Below are 25296 nucleotides of genomic sequence, written 5' to 3' on the forward strand. Positions count from 1 at the left end.
GGGAGGCCTCCGTAACGCTAAACCAGAGCCCGTTTCGGTAAGATGCCGGGGCTGCACGCGGCACGGGGCCGTGGGCAACATCTTCCCGGGAAGCTCTCCCCGGCGTTCTCGGAAGGTGAAAAAGTCTGACCCGCCGACTGCGCATAGCGCACCGGCGATCTGCTGGAGGGCAGCATGGCAGGGCAAGGCAATCTCATACTCGGCATGGCCACCGGCTATGCCGCCAAGGACCTGCGTCCCTTCGTACAGAGCCTGGCGATGAGCGGCTTTCAGGGTCGCCTGGGGCTGTTCGTCTATCGCGGACAGGTCGCTTCGATCCGGGCCATGGCGCAGCTCCATGCGCCGGCATTGGACCTCGATCTGATCGTGGTCGACGGTATTCGTCGCTACGCCCGGTTCTGGCGGTCGTGCTTCAAGCGCCTGTTCGCGATGATGCCTGCGGAGATGTCGCCGGCACTCAAGCGCAGCATGTTGCGTTTCCAGGGCATGCCGCACGTGACACGGCATTTCCATTACGACGACTACCTGCGCGCGAACCCCGGCTTCACTCAGGTGATGCTCACCGACGTGCGCGACGTGGTGTTCCAGGACGAGCCCTTCGGCCAGTTCGAAGGCGGGCTGTGCGTGGGCATGGAAAGTGACGCCCTGACCCTCGCCACCGAGACGTACGACCGCGAGTGGATCCTTGGCGCGTACGGCGAAGCCATGTTGCAGCAGATCGGCGACCGGCAGATTTCTTGCGCCGGCGTGGTCATCGGTGATGCGCAGGCGATGCGCGAGTACATCGACAAGATGCTGCTGGAGATCCTGCGATTGCCGTTCCGCATCACCAAGAACCGCAATTACGATCAGGCGCATCACAACAAATTGCTGTACTGCCATGACCTCACGGCCACCACCACCTGGTGCCAGCCGCTGAGTTCGCAGATCGCTACGGTGGGCGTGATGAATTCGTCGGTGTTCCAGCTCACCGCCGACGGCGTGCTGCTCAACGAGGATGGCCGGGTCGCCCCCATCGTGCACCAGTATGACCGCCACCCTGCCCTGGTCGAAGCCTTCGCGGTCCGGTTCTCCCGCTGAAGAGGCGCGAGCGGCGGCTCAGTAACTCCGCTGCTGATGCCAGCGCCAGGCTGACGCGATGATGGTGTCGATGTCGGAGTGCTCGGGTTGCCAGCCGAGCAGGTCGCGCGCTTTTGCGTTGGAGGCAACCAGCACCGGCGGATCGCCGGCGCGGCGGCCCAGGATGTCGCGGGGAATGCTACGGCCCGTGACGCGTTCCGCGGCGTGGATGATCTCCTGCACGCTGAAACCGCACTCGCTGCCAAGGTTGAAGATGTGCGCACCCTCGTTGTCTTCGAGGAATTCCAGCGCCTTCAAATGTGCTGACGCAAGATCGTCGACGTGGATGTAATCGCGCACACAGGTGCCGTCGGGCGTGGGGTAGTCGATACCAAACACCTTCAGCCCGCTACTTTGGCCCAGCGCGGTGCGCAGCACATTGGGGATCAAATGCGATTCGGGCTCGTGCGCCTCGCCAATATCGCCGCTGGCATCCGCGCCCGCCGCGTTGAAATAGCGGAACGTGACCGAGCGTAGGCCATACGCGTGGGCGGCATCGGCGAGCATCTGCTCCACCATGCGTTTGCTGGCGCCGTAGGGCGAGATAGGTTCGGTAGGGTGGGTTTCGTCGATCAATGGTGTGAGCGGTACTCCGTAAACGGCCGCCGTCGACGAGAACACGATGCGCGACACGCCGGCCGCCTGCATGGCCTCCAGCAGATTGAGCGTGCCCGCGACGTTCACCTGGTAATACGCGTAGGGTTTGATCGTCGATTCGGCGACCAGCGATAGCGAACACAGATGCAGCACGGCGTCGAAACGACCGTTGGAAAATACCTCGGCCAGGCTGGCTGGGTCGGTCACATCGCCCACGATGAGCGGCGCACCCTGCACGGCAGCGCGGTGCCCGGTGGACAGATTGTCGAAAACGACCGGTTCTTGTCCGCGCCGGAGCAGTTGCCGCACCATGTGCGAGCCGATATAGCCCGCGCCGCCACACACCAGAACCCTCATGTCTTGCTCCGTCTACTCTCCGCGCGAGATCATAGACGCTGTCCTCACGTTCGCGTGAGCCGGAACGGGAACCTTTAGAACGGATTTCACGACCTGGACGGCTTCCCGAGCCGTCTTCTACCTGAACGTCGGTCAATAATTGGGCAGATCAACCCTGTTTTTGCGCCTCGTTCGGGCGATCGTATACAGCCGGCCCCGCGGCGGCGTGCGGGACGGGTCCAATTTGATGCCAGAGAAGTATATGTCCCAGCCTAGCGTTTCCCTGATGGTCTCCACCTACAACTGGAAGGAGGCGCTGGCGTTGGTGTTGGGTAGCGTGATCGGGCAAACCCGGCTCCCCGACGAGGTGATCGTGACCGACGACGGTTCGCGCCCGGATACCGCGGACGTGCTGCATCGGGTCGCCAAGGACTTTCCCGTGCCGCTGCGCCACATTTGGCAGCCCGACGACGGCTTTCGCCTGGCGCGCAGTCGCAACTGTGGCATCGCCGCGGCTACCAGCGACTATCTGATCCAGGTCGACGGGGACATGATCCTGCATCGTCATTTCGTGGCCGATCATCTCGCGTTGGCGCGGCCGGGCAGTTTTCTGCAGGGCACGCGCATCCGCACCACGGATGCCGAGACCGCGCGCTTGCTGGCGGGTGGCAAACCGCGCTTCGGATGGTTCGTGAACGCTTACTTTCGCGAGGAAGGCGACCGCAGCACCTACCATTTCGGACGCCGACACCACACCCTGCGTCTGCCTTGGCTGGCCCGTATCAAGGCGCGCGCCGGTGGCCACCCCATGGGCTGCAACGTGAGTTACTGGCGCGAGGATGTGCTGCGCGTGAATGGTTACGACGAGCGGATGCAGGGCTACGGCAGCGAAGATCTGGAAATCGACATCCGCCTGCGCAATGCCGGCCTGCGTCGTCGCCAGGTCAAGTTCGCCGCGCTTGCGCTGCACCTGGAACACCGCAGCGTGGCGCCGCCCGATCCCAGCGATCCCGATCTTCCCAACAACAAGTTGCTGCATGCCAGCCGGGATGCACGGTTGATTCGCACCGAGTACGGCGTGGATACCCATTTGGCCAGTTTCACGGAGCCGCCGAAGGACCTGCGCAAGCTGGCGGTGGCTGCGGAATGAGGCCGGTGGAACATAAGCAGGACGGACACCTCGCAGGCACACCCATCGACGCGCATCCGGTGCCGCGATGGCTCAAGACCTGGGTCACCTTTGGCATGGTGTGGCTGATCATCGGCATGTCCGTGCTGCCTGCCGGCATGTCCTACAGCCCTGGCAAGATTTTCCAGTACGGACTCGGGCTCACACTCTTTCTGCCGACGCTGGTCCTGCTGATAGCCCGGCCCGGTCGCTTCCTGGTGTTCTGGCGCCAGCCGCTGGTGCCCTGGGTGCTATTGCTCCTGGTCTGGGGCTGCGTGTCCTTGGCCTGGAGTCACGCCACGCGTCCATTTGATGAGGCTGGCCACAACGTCAGCATCTTGTTGTTCTTGTTTGCGTGGCAGCAATGCATCGGCAGCGACGAGGAGCGATGCAAGCGGCTGCTCGTGGGATGTGGTCTGGCTATGGCGGTTGTCGCCCTTGGCGCCATCATTGCGGACCAACCCAGTCCCGATCTGGATGGCAGGCTGGTCGGATTCGGCGCCATGTCCAACGCGAACCTGGCAGCAGGCGGCATGGGCGCGGCGCTGATGTGGTTGTGGCCGTGGCGCCTCCAACATACGGCTTGGCGTGTGCTCAAGTGGCTGGCGATCGCGACGCTTGGGGCATTCATCGTGCTTACGCTCACGCGCAGTGCGCTGGGAGCGCTATTCATGGCGCTGGTTGTGGTCGCGCTGAGCCAAGGTGGTCGCCGGGCCTGGTTGTATGCCGGCCTGCTCATCGCGCTGGGCGCGGCCTGTGCGGTCATCGGCGCGCATTTCCTGATGGCACGAGGGTGGTCGGCGCGCCCCGAGATTTTCCAGGCAGCGATGCATCTGTTCGAGCAGCATCCGTTGCGTGGCATGGGTCAAGGCTCGCCATTCGAACTGCATGCCGACGGTCTGTTGTTGATGCATGCGCACAACATGTTTAGCCAGTTGGCCATCGAACTGGGCTTGCCGGGCCTGTTGCTGTGGACGGGCATCTGGCTCGTGCTGGGATGGCGCGCGTGGCGCCATCGGCACGATACGCGGGGTTTGATCGTGCTTGGCATATGGGTGTTCGGCACAGTCATGGTGCAGTTCGATTTGCCGCATCTGCTCGATAGCCCCCGTCCTGGCTGGCTCCTCACCTGGTTGCCGCTGGCGCTGGGAATGTCGTTTGGGCGCAAGACGACGAAGGACGCGACGGAGCGCTTATGAACGTCTCGCTGATCATCCTTACCTACAACTGGCCCGGTGCATTGGAAGGCATGTTGCGCAGCGTTGCCGCGCAAACCTGTCTGCCATACGAGGTCGTGGTGGCGGATGACGGTTCGACGGCGGAAACCGCCGCGCTGATACAGCGCATGGCAGCTACGTATCCCGTGCCGTTGCGCCACGTATGGCAGGAAGATCATGGCTTCCGCGCCGCGCGTGCGCGCAATCGCGGCATCGCGGCGAGTCGTGGCGACTACGTGATCCTGCTTGATGGCGACATGCTGGTGCACCCGGATTTCATCGCGGATCACCTCATGCTGGCCGAGCGCGGGTTCTTCTTGCAGGGCGGCCGCATCAAGGCAACGCCCGAGGAATCACAGCGCCTGCTGGGCGGCGGGGAACCTGTATTTGCCCCGTGGTCCACGGCCAACTTCGATGAATTCGACGGCACGCGCCGGCTCTATGCATTTCGCGCGCCCCTATTGGCCCGCTGGAAAGCGCGTTCGCGCAATGGCGGCCGCGTGATGAGCTGCAACATGAGCTTCTGGCGCGACGACCTGCTGCGCGTGAACGGCTTCGACGAGCGCATGGAAGGTTATGGCGCCGAGGACCGCGAGCTGGCAGCGCGATTGGAAAACGCCGGCCTGAAACGCCGTCCACTCAAATGGGCTGCGCTCGCCGTGCACCTGTGGCACAACTCGCGCTCGCCGCCGGACGTGGATGACATGAGCTTGCCGAACAATCGCCTGTTCCACGCCACGCGCACGCAAGGCATCACCTGGTGCGAGCGTGGTATCGACCAGCACGCCGATCTACTCGACGCCGCATGAAGCTGCTCTACACGAACTTCCATGGCGGCGACGGTGGTGGCCACACCACGTACATCCGAGAGCTAGCGGCCGCGTTGGCGTCGCGCCACGAGGTACACGTGGCTGCGCCGCCCGGCAGCCGTCTCAACCGAGAGGCACACGCCTTGCCCGGCGTGTTCGTGTTGGACCAGCCGTTTCCCAACGGTTTGAACAAATGGAAGGCAAGGCGCCGTGCGCGTGCGCAGCTCGCCGCCTATCTGCACAAGCAGAACTTCGACATCGTGCACGTCAACGGTTCAGCCGATCATCGCCTGGTGCTGTCGGCGATGCCGACGAAGCGTCCCGCGTTGGTGTGGACCAAGCACAACTCCAAGCCCGTTCGCGGTATCGGCAACGCACTGCGCGCACGACGCACGGATCTAGTGATCGCGGTGTGCGACTACACGCGGCGGGAGTTGCTCCACACCGCTTATCGCCGCTGCCGCTTGGAAACCGTCTACAACGGCGTAGACATTGCGCGCTGGGCGCCGTGGACGCGCGAGGCGGTAACGGCGGAGCGCGTCCGCTGGAATGGAGGCGACGACAGCCTGTTCCTGTTCGGCAGCAACGCGGGAACCGCCAGCTACAAAGGCTGGATGGACCTGATGGAAGCACTGCCCCTGCTTCCTGATGATGTACGCAGCCGTGTGCGCGTACTCATCGCTGGCGTGCCGCCGAAAGCGGCGGAGCTGGAGCGTGTGGCTGAACTCGGTCTTGCCAGACAGGCGGTGTTTCCCGGCGTGCTGGCCGATGCGCGCGGCATGGTGGCGTCGCTCGATGCGGGCTTCGTGCTCTCGTACGACGTGGAGACCATTTCGTTTGCATGCCGCGAGATGATGGCGATGGGTAAGCCTGTCCTGCTGACGAACTATGCAGGGCTTCCTGAGAATATCGATGAAGGGAAGGATGGGTGGCTGGTGCCGGTGAGGGATCCGGCGGCCATTGCTTCTGCGGTCCAGCGTTTGGTTGAGCAGCGGGATGCGTTGCCCGCAATGGGTGTGGCAGCGCGGGAGCATGCAGAGCGGGAGTTCGGTTTGCCGTTGTTTGTGGGGCGAACGGAAGAGGCGTACGAGCGGCTTTTGGGGTTGCGGTAGTCAATAGGTTTGTTCGCGTGATGTTGCGATGGCGTTGTTGAATGCCTCAGCTTTACTCCCTCTCCCCTCCGGGGAGAGGGTTGGGGTGAGGGGTCAATCTAGCCTTGTCGTTTCTTCCATGCCGTCATCCCGGCCGACACCGGGATGAGGACACAAGCGGTGAGGCGAAATCGCCCCCTCACTCCTCCTGCGCCGCCGCCGACACCCGATCCACATCCTCACTCGGCAAACACCCCGGAATAACCGCGTCCGCCTTGAACATCCACCACTCACGCCGGTTCGCATGACCCAAACTGATCGCCTTGCTGCGATCGACGCAATGGGCCATAACGCCATCCAGAGCGAACAACCAGCGATGCGCAGCGTCTTCTGCCTGCCACTTCACCGCAGCCGCATACTGATCATGCCAAGGCTTGGTGAACCCGAAATCAGTCGCGGGATGGTCGAGCATCAACAGGTTCTGCTCTTTCCACGCGATCAGGCCTAGCTGATCACCTGCCGGCAGCCGCTCCCGCACGTCTTGCATCAAACCCGCAGCGGAGCTCGAGTCGTTGAGGATGGGATAGGCCCACAGGCTCCACACCAACCACATCGCGGCCATGCCTGCAGCGACGGCCGCGATTGCACGGCGTGCACGTAGCGTGGCGATCAGCAGCAATTGGATCGCGCCGATGGCGATGGCCATCCACCACAGCGAGTGGCCGCCATCTTCGAAACCGCGCGCGGTAGCAAACTCGGTGGCGAACTTGGGGTGAGCAACGAGTGCAGCGGCACCTACGCCCAGCATCGCCGCACCCATGACACCGATGAATACGAGGCCGGCGATGCGCAGCCAGCGCTTCTGCAGCAGCTCCCCGAGATAGGGTGCGGTCACCAGCGCCAGCATCGGCAGGGCCGGCATGATGTACACGTCGCGCTTGCCCTTGGGAATCGAGAAGAACACCAGCAGCAACACGATCCAGCCCAGCGGCAGCAAGATGCGCGCATCTTTTGCCTTCAGCGCGCGCCACCATCGTGGCAGCGTGCCCGGATAGGTCAGCGACAGCGGCAGCCAGGTGAACAATACGATGGGCACGTAGTACAGCGTGTTGTGGTGGTGGTCCCACGACTTGCTGTAACGCCCTGCGGTCTGATGGAACAGGATGTCGTTGACGTAGGCGGCATAGGCCAGGTCACCCGCGTGTGCTTTCGCGCCCAGCAGCATCGGCACCAGCCACAGCGACATGGCTAGCAGCAGAGCGAGCAGCCCCAGCGCCCAGCGCCACCAGGCGCCCTCGCCCATACGAGACACACCGTTCCACTGTCCGAATGCGGCAACCATATAGGGCACGAGCAGGAGCAGCGCGAGCACGCCCACGCCCTTGGTGATGATGCCGAGCCCAGCGCAGAAGCAGCCGAACCAGAACGCTCGCCAGTTTGGCCCCTTCAGCATATGCACCAGCAGGCCCCAGTTCGCCGCGGTGATGTAAAACATCACCAGTGGGTCGATCTGCGCGCGTTTGGTCTGGTAGACGAACTGGAAGGTGATAAGCAGCGCCGATGCGGCGTATATGCCCACCTGTCGACTCCACAGGCGGCGGCCCAGGTCGTACACCAGCGTCAGGCATCCGAGCGCGGCCAACAATGAGGGCAGCAGGAAGGCGAGGCGCCAGCTGCGAAGTACCGTGTAGCTGGCGGCCTCGAGCCAGAAAAGCATGGGCGGCTTGTCCGAGTACAATTCGCTGCCACGATGCGGGAACAACCAGTCACCGCTTTCCACCATCTGCTTGGCGGCGAGCGCGAAACGCGGCTCATCGGACGGCCAAGGATCGCGCAAGCCCATGCCGGCGCCGATCACGATGAGTGCGATCAGCATCAACAGCCAGAAGCGGCGGCGTTCCAGGGGTGTGGCTTCAGCAAAAACGGACATGCGTGGATTCCGAGGAAGCGGCGAGGCCGCGTCGCAAAGCATCGGGGCCGATGGCGCCGCCCTGTACGTCACGCTTCCGCGTGTGCCGGAGGGTGGGTTCAGGCCTTCTCAAGGACGGCATAGTACATGCCGTCGAGATCGCCCTCGCCCGGTAGCACCTGCCAACCCACTGCTGCGGACTGGCCTACCGGCAAGGTGAAGGCGATGGCACGGGCATCCGCTTGTGTTTTCAGCCACTCGCCGACGACGACGTCATTCTCCGCGCGCAGCATCGAGCAAGTGATGTAAATGAGTCGCCCGCCCGGTGCGAGCAATGGCCATAGCGCATCGAGGATGCGGCGTTGCAGCGCGGCAAGCGTGGCGATGTCGCTTTCGCGGCGATGCAGGCGTACGTCGGGTCGCCGGCGCAGCACGCCGGTGGCGGAGCATGGGGCGTCGATCAGGATTCGGTCGAAGGGCGTGCCATCCCACCAATCGGACGGCTGGCCGGCATCGCCGATAACCAAGTTGGCCGAAAGCCCCAGTCGCTCCAGGTTCTGAGTGATGCGTTGCGCACGCCTGGCATCGAACTCCAGGGCAGTCAGCGCCACGTCGGCTCGCTCAAGCAAGTGGCAGGCCTTACCTCCCGGCGCGGCGCAGGCATCCAGCACCCGCTGCCCGTCGCTAAGCTCGGCAAGATCAGTGGCGATCTGGGCCGCGCCGTCCTGCACGGCGAACTCACCTGTGGCAAAGCCGGGCAGGCGGGTGACGTCGGTGCTGTGCGGCAGCACGATGCCATCCGCGAGCCAGGTATGCGCATCGGCCGTATAGCCGTCCGAACGCAGGCGATCGACCAGCGACTCACGCGTCGTGCGGCGTTGGTTCACGCGCAGCATCAATGGCGGTTCGACGTTGTCGGCCGCCATCACGGCGTCGGACTGCTCCGGCCAGTCGTGCGCCAGTGCCTTCGCCAGCCACGCCGGGTGGGCATGGCGCGTCTGCGGCTTGGCGTCGAGTGCTGCCAGCAGCGTTTCGCGTTCGCGCTGCCAGCGGCGCAGCACGGCGTTAACCAAACCAGCCATGCGGGGGCGCTGCATGGCGCGCGTGGCCTGCACGGTGGCGGCAACGGCGGCGTACTCAGGCAGTTTCAGGATTTCCAACTGCACCAGGCCGAGTACGAGCAAGGCATGGACCGCGGGCTCCTTCTGGCGCAGCGGCTTCTCAAGCAGGCGGTCGAGCACGGCGTCGAAGCGAAGCCACCAGCGCGCACCGTCGCTGAGCAGTGCCATCAGCAGCGCGCGATCGCGCGAGTCGGCCAGCTTCGGTGCGTGTCGTTCCATCGCGTCACGCAGCGAGGTTCCGCGCAAGGCGATGTCGGCAAGGGCTTGAGCGGCGAGGGCGCGGGTGTCGGTCATGGGGGAGAAGGTAGTGGATGGAGGTGCGAAGCGGCGTAGAGGCGTGCGGATGTCTACGTGTCTTCTGGCCCGCACCCTTGGGTGCGGGCCGGGAGCAACGGCATGGTCAGGCGCCGCGCGTCTTCATGGCGTTGAGGTAGTCCGCGGCGGTGATCCGCTTGCCACCGGAGCGCTGCAGTGCGGTCACGCGTAGCGCGCCCTCGCCGCAGGCGATATCGATGCCGTCGCGGCTCATGCCGAGCACGGTACCTGGGGCACCCACGCCTTCAATGGCGCGCGCTGCCCAGATGCGCAGCGTTTCACCGCCCATCTCGCCCTCGGCGACCGGCCAGGGATCGAAAGCGCGCACCTGGCGTTCCAGCTCGATGGCGGGGCGGGTGAAGTCGAGTCGCGCCTCAGCCTTGTCCAGCTTATGCGCGTAAGTCACGCCTTCCTCAGGCTGCGGCTGCGGTGCGGGGGTTTCGCCCGCCATGACGCGGGCCAGGCCCTCGGCCAGTACGTCCGCACCCAGCGCGGACAGGCGGTCGTGCAAGGTACCGCCGGTGTCGTCGCGGTTGATCGGCGTGCGACGTTCGAGCAGCACGGGGCCGGTATCCAGCCCGGCTTCCATTTGCATCAGGTCGACCCCGCTTTCGGTATCGCCGGCGAGGATGGCACGTTGGATCGGCGCCGCCCCACGCCAGCGCGGCAGCAGGCTGGCATGCACGTTCCAGCAACCCAGGCGGGGAATCGCCAGTACTTTGCGAGGAAGGATCAGGCCGTAGGCCACCACCACCATCAAGTCAGGTGCATAGCTGGCCAGTGTGGCGCGGGCTTCGTCCGACTTGAGCGACTCGGGTTGCTCGACTGGGATGCCGGCAACCATAGCGGCCTGCTTCACCGGGCTGGGCGTCAGCTTGCGGCCGCGGCCAGCCGGGCGATCCGGTTGCGTGTAGACGGCCACCACCTCGACGCCGCTGGCGCGGCAGGCTTCAAGGCAGGAAACGGAAAACTCGGGGGTGCCCGCGAAAACGACGCGGAGCTTCAAGCGCTGGCCGCCTGCTTGCGCTGTTTTTCCATGCGTTTGAGCAGCATGGAGCGCTTGAGCGGCGACAGATAGTCCACGAACACCTTGCCAGAGAGATGATCCAACTCGTGCTGGATGCACACAGCCAGCGGACCTTCGAACTCGCGCACGACTTCGTTGCCGTCGACGTCGTTCGCCTTGACCTTCACCTTGAGGGCGCGGGTGACGTCGGCATAGATGCCGGGGAACGACAGGCAGCCTTCCTGGTAAACCTGTGCGCCATCTTTCTCGAGGATCTGCGCATTGATCAGAGCGATGGGCTGATTGCGTTCGTCGCTCATGTCGGCAACCAGCACCTGCTGGTGCACGTTGACCTGCGTGGCGGCCAGACCGACACCATTGGCGTCATACATCGTCTCGAACATGTCGGCCACGAACTGCTTGAGTTCGGCGTCGAACACGCGCACGGGTTCGGCCTTGGTGCGCAAGCGAGGATCGGGAAATTCGATAATGGTCAGGATGGACATAAGCTTTTACCTTGGCGCCAAAAGTGCGGGCGAATCGGTGAAAACCAAGCCCCGGCGCGATCTAGAATGGCCTTTATTGTACGCCGCCAAGCCCGTGTCTGGCATGCTGTTTTGCCAACTGGTCACGGTTGCGTGAACAAGTTGTTCGGTTACACTCGCCCGAGCGTCGGGGGGATGGGGGATTCCCGTTTATGATCAGAAAGTCCATTGGGCTGCTGGCCGGCATGCTGGTCACGGTGGCTGTTTACGCTGCGGGCGCGCAATTGCGTGCCGATCATCCCGATACCTATACGGTAAGAAAGGGCGACACGCTCTGGGCGATTTCCGCGCGTTTTCTTTCCAAGCCGTGGTTGTGGCCAGAGATCTGGCAGGCCAACCCGCAGGTACAGAACCCGCATCTCATCTATCCAGGTGACGTGCTCAATCTTTCGTTTGCCAATGGGCCGCGCCTGGGCCTGCAGCCGCGCGTGCGTGCCGAGGGCGATGCGGTGCCGGCCATTCCGCTGGATCAACTGCAGACGTTCCTAAAGGAAATGCGCGTCCTCAATTCCAATGAGGTGAAGTCGCTGCCGTATGTGGTCGGCTTCGAGGAAGCGGACCTGCGCGGCACCGTGGGCAAGAACGTCTACGTGCGCAATCTCTCGGCCGAGCCCGGTCAGCGTTTTGCGATCGTGCGTCCCACCCAGACCTTCCGCGACTTCGATGCCAAGAAGGGTCGTGACAACGGTTCGGACCTGGTCGCCCACCCGATCGACAGCAACGTGTCGGTGGTCCGCACGCCGTGGAAGGAAGATTTCCGCGCCGACGGCCACTACGGCCATGGCGAGGACATCGGCACCGAGGTCACTGTGATCGGTCGTGCCGAGGTGCTGCGTACCGGCGATCCGACCACGCTGCTCTTGCTCGACTCCACCATGGAGATCAACAAGGGCGACCGTCTGCTGCCGATCGACGACAAGCCGTATGACGCCTACTACTACCCGCACGCACCCAAGTCGCTGCCGAACAACGGCCGTGTGATTGCGTTCGCGGACGCCTATGACGCGGTGGGTCCGCATCAGGTGGTGGCGCTGAACATCGGCGCGCAGGATGGCGTGGACAACGGCCAGACCTATTCGATCTACCAGCCGGGCGAAACCATCGCGGACGACGTCGCCAGCGACAGCTGGGATCGCGGCACCGGCAAGCAGGTCACGCTGCCGCAGGAGTTCGTGGGCCACGTGATGGTGTTCCGCACGTTCGATCGGGTCAGCTACGGTTTGATCATGGACGGCCTGCGCCCAGTCCATAAACACGACAAGCTCGAGTTGCCGGAATAAGCCGCGAGCGGCACGGGACGACAGAACGGCGCGGCCAACCCCGCGCCGTTTTTTTTGGGATTGCCCGTACGCTGGGCAGTCATGAATGCACCCACCCCACTTCGCTCCTGGTTGACCCTGCTGCGCGCGCCGCGACTTGGTCCAGGCGCCATCCGTGAGCAACTCGCCGCCAATGACGGGTGCGTCGAGAGCGTGCTCGACGCGCTCCGGCAACGCCTGCCCACCCTGCCTGCCGATACCCGCCGCTGGCTGGAGCGGCGCCTCGATGACGATCTCGCTTGGCTGGCGCAGCCCGGCCATCGCCTGCTGCTGGCTACCGACGAAGATTTCCCGCCACTGCTGGAGGTGATTCCGCAGCCGCCCGTCGCGCTTTTCGTGGCGGGCAACGCCAGCCTGTTGCTGCATGCCCAAGTGGCCATCGTCGGTGCGCGCGGAGCAACGCTCAGCGGCCATACCCACGCGCGCGGGTTTGCCCAGGAGCTTGGGTTGGCAGGGTTCACAATCACCAGCGGGATGGCCGACGGCATCGACGGCGCGGCGCATCGGGCCGCCCTGGACGCCGGCCTGCCGACTGTCGCGGTGATCGGGACAGGGCCGGACCGGGTTTACCCCGCCCAGCATCGGGCGCTGGCGCGCCGGCTGGTGGCCGAGGCGGTGATGGTCAGCGAGTTTCCGCCGGGGACGCCGGCGCGCAGTGATCACTTTCCCCGGCGCAATCGGCTCATTGCTGGCCTGTCGCTGGGAACCCTGGTGGTCGAGGCGAGCTTGCAGTCCGGCTCGTTGATTACGGCCCGATTGGCCGCCGAACAAGGGCGTGAGGTGTTCGCCCTGCCCAGTTCCATTCATAATCCGCTGGCTCACGGTTGCCATCGGCTTATTCGCGATGGCGCGCGGCTGGTCGAAACGGCTGCTGAAATCGTGGAAGTGCTTGCTCCCGCTGCTGTCGCACTGGGGCGTGAGTTGTCGGTACGCCTTGATCGGGCCGCCGTCGCACCCACTCAAGAGACAGCATTCGAGGCCGATCCATCCGTCCTGGCGCTGCTTGAGTCGCTGGGTCATGGGCCGGTCGCGCTTGAGGACTTGGTCACCTTCACTGGCAAAACTGTCGCGGAGCTTGCGTCTGCGCTGTTGCTACTGGAGCTGGCGGGCAAGGTCGAATCGTTGTCCGGCAACCGCTACCAGCGGCTTCCGGGCTAGCGAAAGTCGACGTGCAGCGCGCTTTCACATGGTTCAGCTTGACGCCGTCAGGCCGGCATGCCTTTAACTAAATATAGAAACCGGCTCATACAGGCCGGTCACAGATGGCGGATAGCGAGCTTCATGGCAAAGAACCTGCTCATCGTCGAGTCGCCAGCCAAGGCGAAGACGATCAACAAATACCTCGGCAAGGACTTCCAGGTCCTGGCTTCCTACGGCCACGTCCGTGACCTGAAGCCAAAGGAAGGGGCCGTGGACCCCGACAACGGCTTTGCCATGGCCTACGAGGTGATCGACCGCAACGAGAAGCATGTCGACGCCATCGCCAAGGCCGCCAAGTTGGCCGACGACATCTATCTCGCGACCGACTTGGATCGCGAGGGTGAGGCGATCTCCTGGCACATCAGCGAGATCCTGAAGGAGCGCGGGCTTACCGAGGGCAAGCACCTCCACCGCGTGGTGTTCTCCGAGATCACGCCCAAGGCGATCAAGGCGGCCGTGGCCAGTCCGCGCGAGCTGTCGCTGGACATGGTGGATGCGCAGCAGGCGCGCCGTGCGCTGGATTACCTGGTCGGCTTCAACCTGTCGCCGGTGCTGTGGCGCAAGGTGCAGCGCGGCCTTTCGGCTGGTCGCGTGCAGTCACCCGCGCTGCGCATGATTGTGGAGCGTGAGGAGGAGATCGAAGCCTTCGTCGCCCGCGAGTACTGGACCATCGAAGCCTCGCTGCGCCATCCGGAAGGCGACTTCTCCGCCCGCCTCACCAAGCTCAACGGGAAGAAGTTCGAGCAGTTCGACCTCACCAACGAACATGATTCGCTGGCCGCGCGCCATGCGCTGAAGGAGGCCGCGCGCGGCCACCTCACCGTCAGCGAGGTCGGCAGCAAGGAGCGCAAGCGCCGCCCCGCTCCGCCGTTCACCACGTCCACCTTGCAGCAAGAGGCCGCGCGTAAGCTGGGCTTCTCCACCAGCCGTACGATGAAGGTGGCGCAGGGCCTGTACGAAGGCGTATCGCTGGGCACCGAAGGCAACGTCGGCCTGATCACCTACATGCGTACCGACTCCGTCGCGCTGTCCGAGGATGCCCTGGGCGAGCTGCGCGAACTGATCACGCGCGACTTCGGCAAGAAGGCGCTGCCGGATCATCCGCAGGCCTACAAGTCCAAGTCCAAGAACGCGCAGGAAGCGCACGAAGCCATTCGCCCCACCTCGGCCATGCGCACGCCGCGCGAGGTTGCTTCGTACCTCAACGACGAACAGCGCAAGCTCTACGAACTGATCTGGAAACGCACCGTTGCGTGCCAGATGATCCACGCCACACTCAACACCGTGTCAGTGGAATTCGCCGTGCCGCATGTGAAGGGTGGCGATGCTTCCTTCCGTTCCACCGGCACCACCGTGGTCGATCCGGGCTTCCTGGCCGTGTACGAGGAAGGCCGCGACCAGAAGACCGCCGAGGACGACGATGAAGGCCGCCGTCTGCCCAAGCTCGATGTGGGCGAGCGCGTGGCGTTGCAGGACATCCTGGCCGACCAGCATTTCACCGAGCCGCCGCCGCGCTATTCCGAAGCAAGCCTGGTGAAGACGCTGGAAGAGCATGGCATCGGCCGTCCGTCGACCTACGCGAGCATCATCCAGGTGTTGCTCAATCGCGAATACGTGTTTCTCGATAGCCGCCGCTTCAAGCCGACGGACGTGGGCCGTGCCGTGAGCAAGTTCCTCACCGCCCACTTCACCCGCTACGTCGACTACGACTTCACCGCCAAGCTCGAGGACGAGCTGGACGCGGTGAGCCGTGGCGAAGAGGCGTGGGTGCCGTTGATGGAGCGCTTCTGGCAGCCCTTCAAACAGCAGGTGGACGAGAAAACCGAGACCGTCGATCGCAGCGAGGCCACCGGCGCGCGCGAACTGGGGACCGATCCGAAATCCGGCAAGCCGGTGTCGGTGCGCCTGGGTCGTTACGGGCCGTACGCGCAGATCGGCGACAAGGACACGGACGAGAAGCTGCAGTTCGCTTCGCTGCGTCCGGGTACGAGCATGCACACCATCACCCTGGAAGACGCGCTGGAGCTGTTCAAGCTGCCGCGCAAACTCGGTGAAGCAGAGAACGGTGACGAGGTGTCGGTGGGTGTGGGCCGTTTTGGCCCGTTCGTGAAGCAGGGCAGCACCTATGCCTCGCTAAAGCCGGAAGACGACCCGTACACCATCGAGTTGCCGCGCGCCCTGCAGATCGTGCAGGAAAAGTTGGAGATGCTGGCTAACCGCATCATCAAGGACTTCGGCAACGGCGTGCAGGTGCTCAACGGCCGCTTTGGCCCGTACATCACCGATGGCGAGAAGAACGCGCGCATTCCCAAGGACCAGGAACCGAAGGACCTGACCGAGGCACAGTGCGCGGAACTGCTGGCGGCTGCACCGGTGAAGAAGGGCCGCGGGGCCTTCAAGAAGACCGCTGCGAAGAAGACCGCGGCAAAGAAGGCTGCTGCCGAGAAAAAGCCGGCAGCGAAGAAAGCGGCTGCCAAGTCCACCACGAAGACGGCCACCAAGAAAACGACCGCCAAGAAGGCAGCGACTAAGAAGACCGCTGCGAAGAAAGCCACCACCAAGACCGCCGCCAAGAAGTCTGCCGCCAAGAAGCCGGCGGACGCGTAAGTGACGGCGCGCTTCACCCTGGGCGAGCTGGATGCCGCCGCCGCGTTGTTACGCGACGGCGGCGTGCTGGCCTACCCGACGGAAGCGGTCTATGGGTTGGGTTGCGACCCGCATGATCGTTCGGCCTTCGAGCGTCTGTTCGCACTCAAGCAGCGGCCACCCACCCAGGGCGTGCTGCTGATCGGGGCCGACTTTGCACAGGTCGAGCCTTATATCGACCTCACCGCCGTGCCTGCGGACGTGTTGGTCCAAGTGCGCGAAAGCTGGCCTGGGCCCCACACGTGGATCTTTCCGCGGTCTTCGCTGGTACCTGACTGGGTAGCCGGCGCGCATGACGGCATCGCTTTGCGTGTGACGGCTCACGAGCCTGCTGCTGCCCTTTGCCGTGCCTATGGTGCGGCCCTCGTTTCCACCAGTGCCAACCCCCACGGTGAGCCTCCGGCCCGCAGTGCCGACATGGCGGTCAGCTATTTCGGCGAGGCGCTGGAGGGGGTGTTGGATGCTCCGGTCGGTGGCCAGCAGCGGCCGACGGTCATACGGGACGCCCTTTCGGGCGCTATCATTCGCGCCTGACCGAAGCCGGTCGACTCGCCGTTATTTCTTGGCGAGCATGAACGGCTTCCACACGCCGCAGGCTCCCGGTAGGGAGTGATTCAGTGGCTACCGCGAGGATGGGAACCGCGCGGGCTCTCTTTATTTTCTGTCCGCACGTCGGGCCGGCATACACCGGACCGGAAGGGCTGACTGCTGTTGTCGGAGAACACCTTGGCAATCGTTTCTGAAAACCTCCAGCTCGAACGGTCCGCGCCGGGTCGGCCCCTGCTGGCGGCTGGTGCGCCGGAGCGCCCGGTCGTGTGGCGTGGGGCTCGGCCGGTGAGCGCCGCACACTTTATGGCGCACGTGCAGGCAGTCGCCGGGCAGCTTCCCGCAGCCTCTGCTGCAGTGAACCTGTGCGAGGACCGCTACGCGTTTCTGGTGGCGTTCTGCGCGATCGCCCTGCGTGGCCAGACCAACCTGCTGCCCTCGTCCCGCGCGCCCAAGGCCGTGGCCGAGGTGATGGCTGCTCACCCCGGCTGCTATGCGCTGGGTGAGCAGGAGTTGGACGCGCCGCCCGCCCACTACCGCCACCTGCCTGGCCTGATGGATCCGCCGGCCGACATCGAGGGCGTGTTCGAGATCCCGCTGCTTCCGGTCGACCAAGTCGTGGCCATTGGCTACACCTCCGGCTCGACTGGCGTGCCCAAGGGCAATCCCAAGACCTGGGGCAGCTTCCACGCCAGCAACACCGGCAACACGCGCGCACTGCAGGGAACCGTTGGCGAACACTTCCACGTGGTCGCCACGGTGCCGCCGCAGCACATGTACGGCATGGAGATGTCGGTGCTGATGCCCTTGCTCGGCGACGTTGCCGTGCATGCGGGCCGCCCGCTGCTGCCGGCCGATGTGGCGGCGGCGCTGGCCGACGTACCGCAGCCCCGCGTGCTGGTGACCACGCCGGTCCATCTGCGTGCCTTGATCGAATCAGGCGTGACGCTGCCGCCGATCGATGCGATGGTCTCTGCCACCGCCCCGATGCCCGTGGAATTGGCTCAGGCGGCCGAAGCACGCTTCGGCGCGCCGCTGCTGGAAGTGTTCGGCTCGACCGAGACCTGCGTGTTCGCTAGCCGCCGCTCCGCCTTCGACGAACCCTGGTCGCTGTACGACGACGTGCAGTTGCATCCCCAGCCCGACGGCACCCTGGTACGTGCGCCGCAGCTGGCGCAGCCGATGGCGCTGGCGGACATCGTTACGCTGCACGACGGCGGCCGTCGCTTCCGCCTGTGCGGTCGCCACTCAGACTTGCTGGACATCGCTGGCAAGCGGGCGTCGCTGGGCGATCTGACGCGGCGACTGCAGGCTATTCCTGGGGTATTGGATGGCGTGGTGTTCCAGCTGGAAAGCGGAGACGCATTGGGCGTGCATCGCATTGCTGCGGTGGCGGTAGCGCCGGGGCTGGATGAGCACACGATTCTCGATGCGTTTCGCGAGTCGGTGGACCCGGTGTTTTTGCCGCGGCCGTTGAAGTTGGTGGATAGCTTGCCGCGCAATGAGACGGGGAAGTTGCCGAGGGCGGCGTTGTTGGCCTTGCTGTAGCCGGTCATTGACCTTTGCTCCCTCTCCCCTTTGGGGTGAGGGATGGGTGCTCGCGTCACCGTTTGAGTCGTCATCCCGGCGTAGGCCGGGATCCAGTGACTTTGCGCTTGATTGTCGCGTGGCCTCAATCTGGCCGCCTACGCGGCGGGCGTTTCACCCTCCTGCCGGAGGGCGAGTCACTTTTCTTTGCTTGCCCAAAGAAAAGTAACCCAAAGAAAGGGCACCCCGGATGAGGCGCCTTCCGGGCTATCGCCCTCCAGGTACGCGTGCGGGTTCCGGGCTTTTCGACGGGGCTCCTGCCCCGGCGAAAAGTGGCTGGCATCCGTGCCAGCCACCCCTGTGGGGCCTTCTCTCCACCCGCCCGCCGCCTCATACGGGGACCCGGTAGATCAAAAGCAGCAAGCAGACGGCTCGTGCAGCTTTGCTGCACATCGCATCGCGGTGGGTCGCGTTGCTCCTGCCCTACGGCACAAAGCCAGGGCAGAAGGGAAAAGCCATGCCGTTACGCATCACGCATCGAGTTCCCCGCACCGGTCGGGAAGCGTAGCGTCCCTTTCCCTTTCCCTTTCCCTAGCCCCAGCAATTGAAAAGTGTAGTGAAGCTCGCTTCAAGTCCTCTCCGCATCAGTGCGATGTGCAGCAAAGCTGCACGAGCCGTGCACTTGCTGCTTTTGATCTACCGGGCCCCCTGTGCGGCGGTGAGGGGTGGACGAGAAGGCCCGCAGGGGGATCGGCACGGATGCCGATCCCTTTTCGCCAGGGCAGGAGGCCCTGTCGAAAAGCCCGGCTGCCCCTCACGAACTGGCCGGCTTCACCGGCCAGCGCCAAGTGGGGGTGCCCTTCTCTTTGGTTACTTTCTCTTGGGCAAGCAAGAGAAAGTAACTCGGCCTCCGGTAGGAGGTCGAAACGCCCGCCGCGTAGGCGGCCAGACCGCGACAACGCAACAACGCAAGCGACAACCAGCCTGAATCCCCCACCCATGCTGCGCTGCGAAATCCCCTCCCTCCCCTTACAATGCCCCATTACGCCGCCCTCGGCGCACCATCTTCAGCAGTTGGAGTCCCCATGAAAGTCCTGGTCATCGGCAGCGGCGGGCGCGAACACGCGCTGGCGTGGAAGCTCAAGCAGTCGCCGCGCGTAAGCGAAGTGATCGTGGCTCCGGGCAATGCGGGCACAGCGCGCGAAAAGGGCTTGCGCAACGCGAATCTGGCGGTGACCGACCTGGATGGCCTGCTCAAGCTGGCCAAGGACGAGAAGGTCGAGCTGACCGTGGTGGGTCCGGAAGTACCGCTGGTGGCGGGTCTGGTCGACAAGTTCCGCGCCGCTGGCCTGCGTTGCTTCGGTCCCCGTGCGATCGCGGCGCAGTTGGAGGGTTCCAAAGCGTTCGCCAAGGATTTTCTGCTCCGCCACAACATTCCCACCGCGCGCTATGCCGTGTTCACGCAGCTCGACCCTGCCCTTGCCTATGTACGCAAGCATGGCGCTCCCATCGTCATCAAGGCCGACGGCCTGGCGGCAGGCAAGGGCGTGGTGGTGGCGCTGACGTTGGCGGATGCCGAACAGGCGCTGCACGACATGCTGGGGGCACACCAGTTTGGCGACGCTTCCGCGCGCGTGGTGATCGAGGAATTCCTTGATGGCGAGGAAGCCAGCTACATCGTGATGAGCGACGGCCAGCACGCGCTGCCGATGGCCAGCAGCCAGGACCACAAGCGTCGCGACGAAGGCGACCTGGGACCGAACACGGGTGGCATGGGCGCCTACTCGCCCGCGCCGGTGGTCACGCCGGAAGTCGAGAAGCGCATCCTCAAGGAAGTGATCGAGCCGACGCTGCGTGGCATGGCGATGGAAGGTGCACCGTTCATCGGCTTCCTCTACGCAGGCCTCATGATCGATAAGAGCGGCATGCCCAAGGTCATCGAGTTCAACGTGCGCTTCGGCGATCCGGAAACGCAGCCGATCATGCTGCGCCTGAAATCGGATCTGGTGGAGCTGATCGAGGCTGCACTCGACGGCGAACTTCACCACACCCACGTGCAATGGGACGCGCGCCCGTCACTGGGCGTGGTGATGGCGGCGGGCGGGTACCCGGGCAAGGTGCGTAGTGGTGATGTCATCAGCGGGCTGGATAGCGATTTCGGCCCGGACACGAAGGTGTTCCACGCCGGTACGCAGTTGGATGCTCAGGGCCACGTTGTTTCAGCCGGCGGCCGCGTGCTCACGGTTTGCGCGCTTGGCAAGGACATCGCCGCTGCTCGCGAGAATGCTTATGCGGCAGTGTCGAAGATTCATTACGAAGGCGCGTTCTGTCGCCGGGACATCGCGCATCGCGCGCTGCATCGCAGCTGATTCGCCGGGCGTATCGCCTCGTTTCGAAAAGCCCCGGACGTCCGGGGCTTTTTTATATCGTGTTCCGCGCGAGCGTCAACCCGGGATCTCTGGCTCGACCAATTGCGCGAGATGGATCAGCGATTCCTGCCAGCCAAGGTAGCACTGGTCGGTGGGAATCACCTCAGGAATGCCTTCCTGCACAACATGCAGTTCCGTGCCGCAGGAAACCTTCTTGAGCGTGATCGTCGTCTGCATCTCGCCGGGCAGATTGGCATCGTCGAAGCGTGCCGTGTAGCGGATGCGTTCGCCCGGAACAAGCTCATGATACGTGCCACCAAACGAATGGCTGTTGCCACTCGTGAAGTTGGTGAAGGACATCTGATAGGTGCCACCCACCTTGGCATCCATCTGATGCACCTTGCCAGTAAAGCCATGCGGCGGCAGCCAGCGTGCCATGGCGTCCGGGGTCGTAAAGGCGCGATAGATCTTCTCAGGCGTGGTGCGAAGGACGCGATGAAGCGTGACGGTTCCGGTGGTCATGCGAGTGCTCCATGGAAGGAATGAACAAGCTCGTGCGGCCTGTTATGGATTCGACGAACGAAGTAGCTCCATTTCGACGCGCACGTTCAGGCGCGTTTGCGTAGGAAGACGTGCGTGGCCCGCTCGCCGGGCACGCTGTCTACGGTTTCATACCCGAGCGCGGGTAGATCCAGGCCCGCAAACAGCGCTTCGCCGCGGCCCATAAGGATCGGGCGCACGGCAAGATGAAGGTCGTCGAGCAATCCTGCCTGCAGATATTGGCGTACCGTGGCGGCGCCACCACCAACGCGCACGTCCTGCTTGCCGGCCGCCGCGCGCGCCCGTTCGAGCGCAGCGTGAATGCCCTCGGTGACGAAGTGGAACGTGGTGCCACCGGCCATGGTGAGCGGCGGCCGTGCGTGATGTGTCAGCACGAACACGGGGACGTGGTACGACGGCTCATCGCCCCACCAGCCCTTCCAGCTGTCGTCCGGCCATGGTCCGCGTACCGGTCCGAACATATTGCGCCCGAGGATCCATGCGCCGATACCGTCAAAGCCTTTCTCCGCTATGCCATTGTCGACACCTGTCTCGCCATCGCCGCTTCCGTACATGCGTTGGAACATGCGCGTGGCAAAGAACCATTCCATAAGTGCGGGGCCGCCGACGCCCAGCGGGTTCTCCAGGTCCTGATTCGGGCCGGCACTGAAGCCGTCCAGGGAAACGGCGAAGCTCTGCACACGAAGTTTCGACATGGTTTGTTGTCCTTCAAGGAGTGATCGACTATGCGACGAAGAAAGCGCTTCCATTTCGACATGGCACCTCATGTTCCCCGAAGGTGCCTCCCGGATGTTGCTGGTTTCCACCACGCGCTGTGGTCAGTGACCTGTGTGCTGCGCCGAACGGCAGTGGCTGAATCGTCGGCCAAGGGACATTGCCCTAAGCCATAACGCAAACTGGGTCATGGCGGCGTGTCGAGTCTCGATTCCGCATACGCTGGTAGCGCCACTAGATCGATCGACCAGGGCTTTCAACAAGAACAGCAACGGCCTATAGCGATGAGCAGGGGCTTTCGCGCTAGGCTTGCCGCCACGACACGCAAGGGATCCGCATGAGCCAATTCAGCCTGCTTGGAAGCCGCCGCTTCGCGCCCTTCTTCTGGACACAGGCGCTGGGCGCGTTCAACGACAGCGCGTTCCGCAATGCCATGGTCACGCTGGTGGCATTCCAGATGGGGCTGGATGACAAATCGGTGTCGCTCTACACCAATCTGGCGCCAGCGCTGTTCATCCTGCCCTACTTCCTGTTTTCGGCCACCGCAGGGCAGCTGGCGGAGAAGTACGAGAAGACGCGCATCATCCGCTACGTGAAGCTGTTCGAGATCGCCGCGATGGTGGTCGCTTCGATTGGCTTCTACACGCATCACACCACGCTTCTGCTGGTAGTGCTGTTCCTGATGGGGCTGCACTCCACAACCTTCGGGCCCATCAAGTACGCCATCCTGCCGCAGGCGCTGAAGCCGGAGGAACTGGTAGGCGGTAACGGCTTGGTGGAGATGGGTACGCAGCTGGCGATACTGATCGGCATGATCGCCGGCGGCTCGCTGATGATGATCCATGGCCATGGGCCCATCGCCGCCTCGGCTGCGACCATCGCCATTGCCGTGCTCGGTTACCTTGTCAGTCGCCGCATTCCTCCCGCGCCAGCCACCGCCCCTGATCTTGTCTTCAATTGGAACCCGGTGACGGAGACCGCGCGTGTGCTCGGCATCACCAAGGCCGACCGGCGGGTGTTCAACGCCGTGCTCGGCATCTCCTGGTTCTGGTTCTTCGGCACGGTGCTTGTCGCGCAGTTGCCCAACTACACGCGCCTCAACCTGGGTGGTGATGGCTCGGTCGGAGTCCTGGTGCTTACCTTGTTCTCGCTGGGCACGGGCATTGGCGCGCTGTTGTGCGAGCGCATGTCGGGTCGCCGCGTAGAGGTGGGGCTGGTGCCCCTGGGCGCGTTCGGCCTTACCGCGTTCGGTGTGGATCTGTTTTTCGCCCATCCGCATCTGGCCACCGTGCATGGCCTGGACTGGCTTGCCTTCCTGCATTCCGCCGGAAGCTGGCGCGTGGTGATGGATCTCACGTTGATCGGCGTGTTCAGCGGCTTCTACGTGGTGCCGCTGTTCGCCTATGTGCAGGCGCGTACGCCACGTGATCGTCTGTCGCGCGTGATCGCGGGCAACAACATCCTCAACGCGCTCTTCATCTGCATGGCTTCGGGGTTTGGCCTGGGGCTGGGTGCGGCAGGGCTGACGGCGGTGCAGATCTTCCTTGCCGTGGCGCTGCTCAACGTAGTGGCGGCGGTTTACATCTTCACCATCGTTCCAGAGTTCTTGATGCGCTTCATCACCTGGGTGCTGGTGAACACGTTGTACCGCGTGCGCGTCGACGGGCTGGAGAACATCCCGGAAGAAGGCCCCGCGCTGCTCGTGTGCAACCACGTCAGTTTCATGGACCCGCTGCTGCTGATGGCGAATTTGCGACGGCCCGCGCGCTTTGTCATGTACTACAAGATCTTCAACATCCCAGTGCTGAAGTTCGTGTTCCACACTGCCAAGGCGATTCCCATCGCCGGGCAGAAGGAAGATCCGGAGGTGCTGAATCGAGCGTACGAAGAAGTCGATGCGGCGCTGGCCGATGGAGACCTGGTGTGCATCTTCCCCGAGGGCGGATTGACCAAGGATGGCGATATCGGGCCGTTCCGTCCGGGCGTGTCGCGAATCCTGGAACGTCGTCCGGTGCCGGTGGTGCCGCTGGCGTTGCGCGGCCTGTGGGGCAGCGTGTGGAGCCGCCGCGACTCGATGATGCACCGCGCTCGCCTGCCGCGCCGCTTCCGTGCGCGCGTGGAACTGGTCGGCAGCGCGCCGATCGCACCGCAGGACGTTCGCATGGATGCGCTCGAGGCCCGCGTGCGCGAGCTGCGCGGCGATATGGCCTGAGCTCCGGTTACCTCATGTGGAGCACGCACGCCCAGCGGGGCGTGCGTTGATGTTTACGCTTAGCGGCTCTTAGGCCATCCAGCCCGCGATGACCACCAGCGCTACCACGCTGAGCCACGCGAGCAGCGCGCGAAGCAACGCACCACGCAAGCGGATCAGCTCGGCTAACGTATCGATGCGTTCTTCCGCATAGCCGTCACCCGCTTCGATATCCACCTGCACATCCGCACGCGCAGCGGCGCCGAGGAAGCCGGGGCCTTCCACATACCAACTGTTGGGCGACTGCTGCTGGTGCCAGCGCTTCCAGGCGCCGATCACGGCATCCCAATGGCCGACCAGCGCCAGCGTGAACACCATCAGTTGCGCCGGCAGCCAGTCGGCCACGTTGGCGAAGGAGCGCGCCGCGGTGCGTGCGGGCGTGTCCAGGCGCAAGGTCTGGTCGCGGCCCAGCGTCTGCGCGAGGCGATAGAGCAGCGCGCCGACCGGGCCCAGCAAGAAGAACCAAAGCAGCACGCCAAAGCGGCGATGCAGGGCCGCGTAGGCGGTGGCCTCGCCGAGCGATACGGCGCTCCAGGCGACCGGGTCGCCGTCATCCGACAAGGCTTGGGCCGCGGCTTCGCGCGAAGGCTGATCGGGCGCCTTGATGATGGCTTCGAGATCCGCTTCGTAGGCGTGCGGGCCAAAGCAGTACAGCAGCACTACGAACGAGAACACCAGGCGGAACAGTTCGCTGCCCGGCAGTAAGCCAATCAGCCAAAGGGCGATGATGCACAACACCACCGGCACGCCGAGCGTTACGGCAACGCGTGCGGGACCAGCGGTGTCCCCCAGTTGTGCCACCCAACGGCGGAATCCGCCATCGCCACGCCAATGCGCGAGTTGCGGCATGACGTGCACCAGGCCGAGTGCGATGAGTGCGGATAGCAAGCTGACAGCCATGGATGCGAATCTCCTGTCGACGGCCGCATT

General features: G+C 64.2%; 20 protein-coding genes. 12 read left to right on the forward strand and 8 right to left on the reverse strand.

Features of this window, described 5'->3' with window-relative positions; translation table 11 throughout:
- Positions 1-174 precede the first annotated feature (174 nt).
- Positions 175-1080, forward strand: a complete 906-nt coding sequence (locus tag DyAD56_RS05055; protein ID WP_102301654.1) for a hypothetical protein — start codon at positions 175-177, stop codon at positions 1078-1080.
- A gap of 18 nt (positions 1081-1098) precedes the next feature.
- On the opposite strand, the gene galE is transcribed toward DyAD56_RS05055, so the two are convergent.
- Entirely contained in the window at positions 1099-2073 is a 975-nt protein-coding gene (gene galE, locus DyAD56_RS05060; RefSeq protein WP_102301655.1) for a UDP-glucose 4-epimerase GalE, read from the reverse strand.
- A gap of 241 nt (positions 2074-2314) precedes the next feature.
- Here galE and DyAD56_RS05065 point away from each other — a divergent pair, with 241 nt between their 5' ends.
- Genes DyAD56_RS05065 through DyAD56_RS05080 form a run of 4 tightly spaced genes read left to right on the forward strand, consistent with a single transcriptional unit; the run spans position 2315 to position 6358 of the window.
- Positions 2315-3202, forward strand: coding sequence for a glycosyltransferase family 2 protein (locus tag DyAD56_RS05065; protein ID WP_102301656.1), 888 nt, complete (start codon positions 2315-2317; stop codon positions 3200-3202).
- Between the two features lie 5 nt (positions 3203-3207).
- Positions 3208-4419 carry an O-antigen ligase family protein gene (locus DyAD56_RS05070; protein WP_158241260.1) on the forward strand — a complete coding sequence of 404 codons (1212 nt, stop codon included), beginning with the start codon at positions 3208-3210 and terminating at the stop codon, positions 4417-4419.
- The gene (locus DyAD56_RS05075) at positions 4416-5246 is read left to right on the forward strand and encodes a glycosyltransferase family 2 protein (RefSeq protein ID WP_102301658.1); all 831 of its coding nucleotides are present in this window, start codon (positions 4416-4418) and stop codon (positions 5244-5246) included. The genes DyAD56_RS05070 and DyAD56_RS05075 overlap by 4 nt, the downstream gene beginning before the upstream one ends.
- Positions 5243-6358 carry a glycosyltransferase family 4 protein gene (locus DyAD56_RS05080; RefSeq protein ID WP_102301659.1) on the forward strand — a complete coding sequence of 372 codons (1116 nt, stop codon included), beginning with the start codon at positions 5243-5245 and terminating at the stop codon, positions 6356-6358. Before DyAD56_RS05075 ends, DyAD56_RS05080 begins: the two co-directional genes overlap by 4 nt.
- A 178-nt stretch (positions 6359-6536) precedes the next feature.
- Here the strand turns inward: DyAD56_RS05080 and DyAD56_RS05085 are convergent, their stop codons facing one another.
- From DyAD56_RS05085 to def, 4 genes are all read right to left on the reverse strand, one after another.
- On the reverse strand, positions 6537-8267 hold the full coding sequence (locus DyAD56_RS05085) for a glycosyltransferase family 39 protein (protein ID WP_102301660.1): 1731 nt from the start codon (positions 8265-8267) through the stop codon (positions 6537-6539).
- A 98-nt stretch (positions 8268-8365) separates the two neighbouring features.
- The gene (gene rsmB, locus DyAD56_RS05090) at positions 8366-9661 is read right to left on the reverse strand and encodes a 16S rRNA (cytosine(967)-C(5))-methyltransferase RsmB (protein ID WP_102301661.1); all 1296 of its coding nucleotides are present in this window, start codon (positions 9659-9661) and stop codon (positions 8366-8368) included.
- Between the two features lie 106 nt (positions 9662-9767).
- Complete coding sequence (gene fmt / locus DyAD56_RS05095) at positions 9768-10688, reverse strand: methionyl-tRNA formyltransferase (protein ID WP_102301662.1); 921 nt, start codon at positions 10686-10688, stop codon at positions 9768-9770.
- On the reverse strand, positions 10685-11194 hold the full coding sequence (def, locus tag DyAD56_RS05100) for a peptide deformylase (protein ID WP_102301663.1): 510 nt from the start codon (positions 11192-11194) through the stop codon (positions 10685-10687). The genes fmt and def overlap by 4 nt, the downstream gene beginning before the upstream one ends.
- Positions 11195-11385: 191 nt before the next feature.
- Between def and DyAD56_RS05105 the strand changes: the two genes are divergently transcribed.
- From DyAD56_RS05105 to purD, 6 genes are all read left to right on the forward strand, one after another.
- The gene (locus tag DyAD56_RS05105; protein WP_102301664.1) at positions 11386-12513 is read left to right on the forward strand and encodes a LysM peptidoglycan-binding domain-containing protein; all 1128 of its coding nucleotides are present in this window, start codon (positions 11386-11388) and stop codon (positions 12511-12513) included.
- A gap of 81 nt (positions 12514-12594) precedes the next feature.
- Positions 12595-13710: a DNA-processing protein DprA gene (gene dprA / locus DyAD56_RS05110; RefSeq protein ID WP_102301665.1), complete on the forward strand. Its 1116-nt coding sequence runs from the start codon at positions 12595-12597 to the stop codon at positions 13708-13710.
- Positions 13711-13833: 123 nt separating this feature from the next.
- The gene (locus DyAD56_RS05115; RefSeq protein ID WP_102301666.1) at positions 13834-16359 is read left to right on the forward strand and encodes a DNA topoisomerase I; all 2526 of its coding nucleotides are present in this window, start codon (positions 13834-13836) and stop codon (positions 16357-16359) included.
- The gene (locus DyAD56_RS05120) at positions 16360-16932 is read left to right on the forward strand and encodes a Sua5/YciO/YrdC/YwlC family protein (protein ID WP_102301667.1); all 573 of its coding nucleotides are present in this window, start codon (positions 16360-16362) and stop codon (positions 16930-16932) included.
- A gap of 192 nt (positions 16933-17124) precedes the next feature.
- A complete protein-coding gene (locus tag DyAD56_RS05125) occupies positions 17125-18492 on the forward strand; it encodes an AMP-binding protein (RefSeq protein ID WP_102301791.1) in 1368 nt (455 codons plus the stop codon).
- Between the two features lie 1064 nt (positions 18493-19556).
- On the forward strand, positions 19557-20840 hold the full coding sequence (gene purD, locus DyAD56_RS05130) for a phosphoribosylamine--glycine ligase (protein WP_102301668.1): 1284 nt from the start codon (positions 19557-19559) through the stop codon (positions 20838-20840).
- Positions 20841-20915: 75 nt separating this feature from the next.
- Here purD and DyAD56_RS05135 read toward each other — a convergent pair whose 3' ends face one another.
- Positions 20916-21362, reverse strand: coding sequence for an SRPBCC family protein (locus DyAD56_RS05135; RefSeq protein WP_102301669.1), 447 nt, complete (start codon positions 21360-21362; stop codon positions 20916-20918).
- Between the two features lie 86 nt (positions 21363-21448).
- The gene (locus DyAD56_RS05140) at positions 21449-22096 is read right to left on the reverse strand and encodes a dihydrofolate reductase family protein (protein WP_102301670.1); all 648 of its coding nucleotides are present in this window, start codon (positions 22094-22096) and stop codon (positions 21449-21451) included.
- Positions 22097-22452: 356 nt separating this feature from the next.
- Here DyAD56_RS05140 and DyAD56_RS05145 point away from each other — a divergent pair, with 356 nt between their 5' ends.
- The gene (locus DyAD56_RS05145; protein WP_102301671.1) at positions 22453-24327 is read left to right on the forward strand and encodes an MFS transporter; all 1875 of its coding nucleotides are present in this window, start codon (positions 22453-22455) and stop codon (positions 24325-24327) included.
- Positions 24328-24396: 69 nt separating this feature from the next.
- Here DyAD56_RS05145 and ampE read toward each other — a convergent pair whose 3' ends face one another.
- Positions 24397-25266: a regulatory signaling modulator protein AmpE gene (ampE, locus tag DyAD56_RS05150; protein WP_102301672.1), complete on the reverse strand. Its 870-nt coding sequence runs from the start codon at positions 25264-25266 to the stop codon at positions 24397-24399.
- Between the last annotated feature and the right edge of the window lie 30 nt (positions 25267-25296).

Source organism: Dyella sp. AD56, from assembly GCF_002878475.1.
Taxonomy (GTDB): Bacteria; Pseudomonadota; Gammaproteobacteria; order Xanthomonadales; family Rhodanobacteraceae; genus Dyella.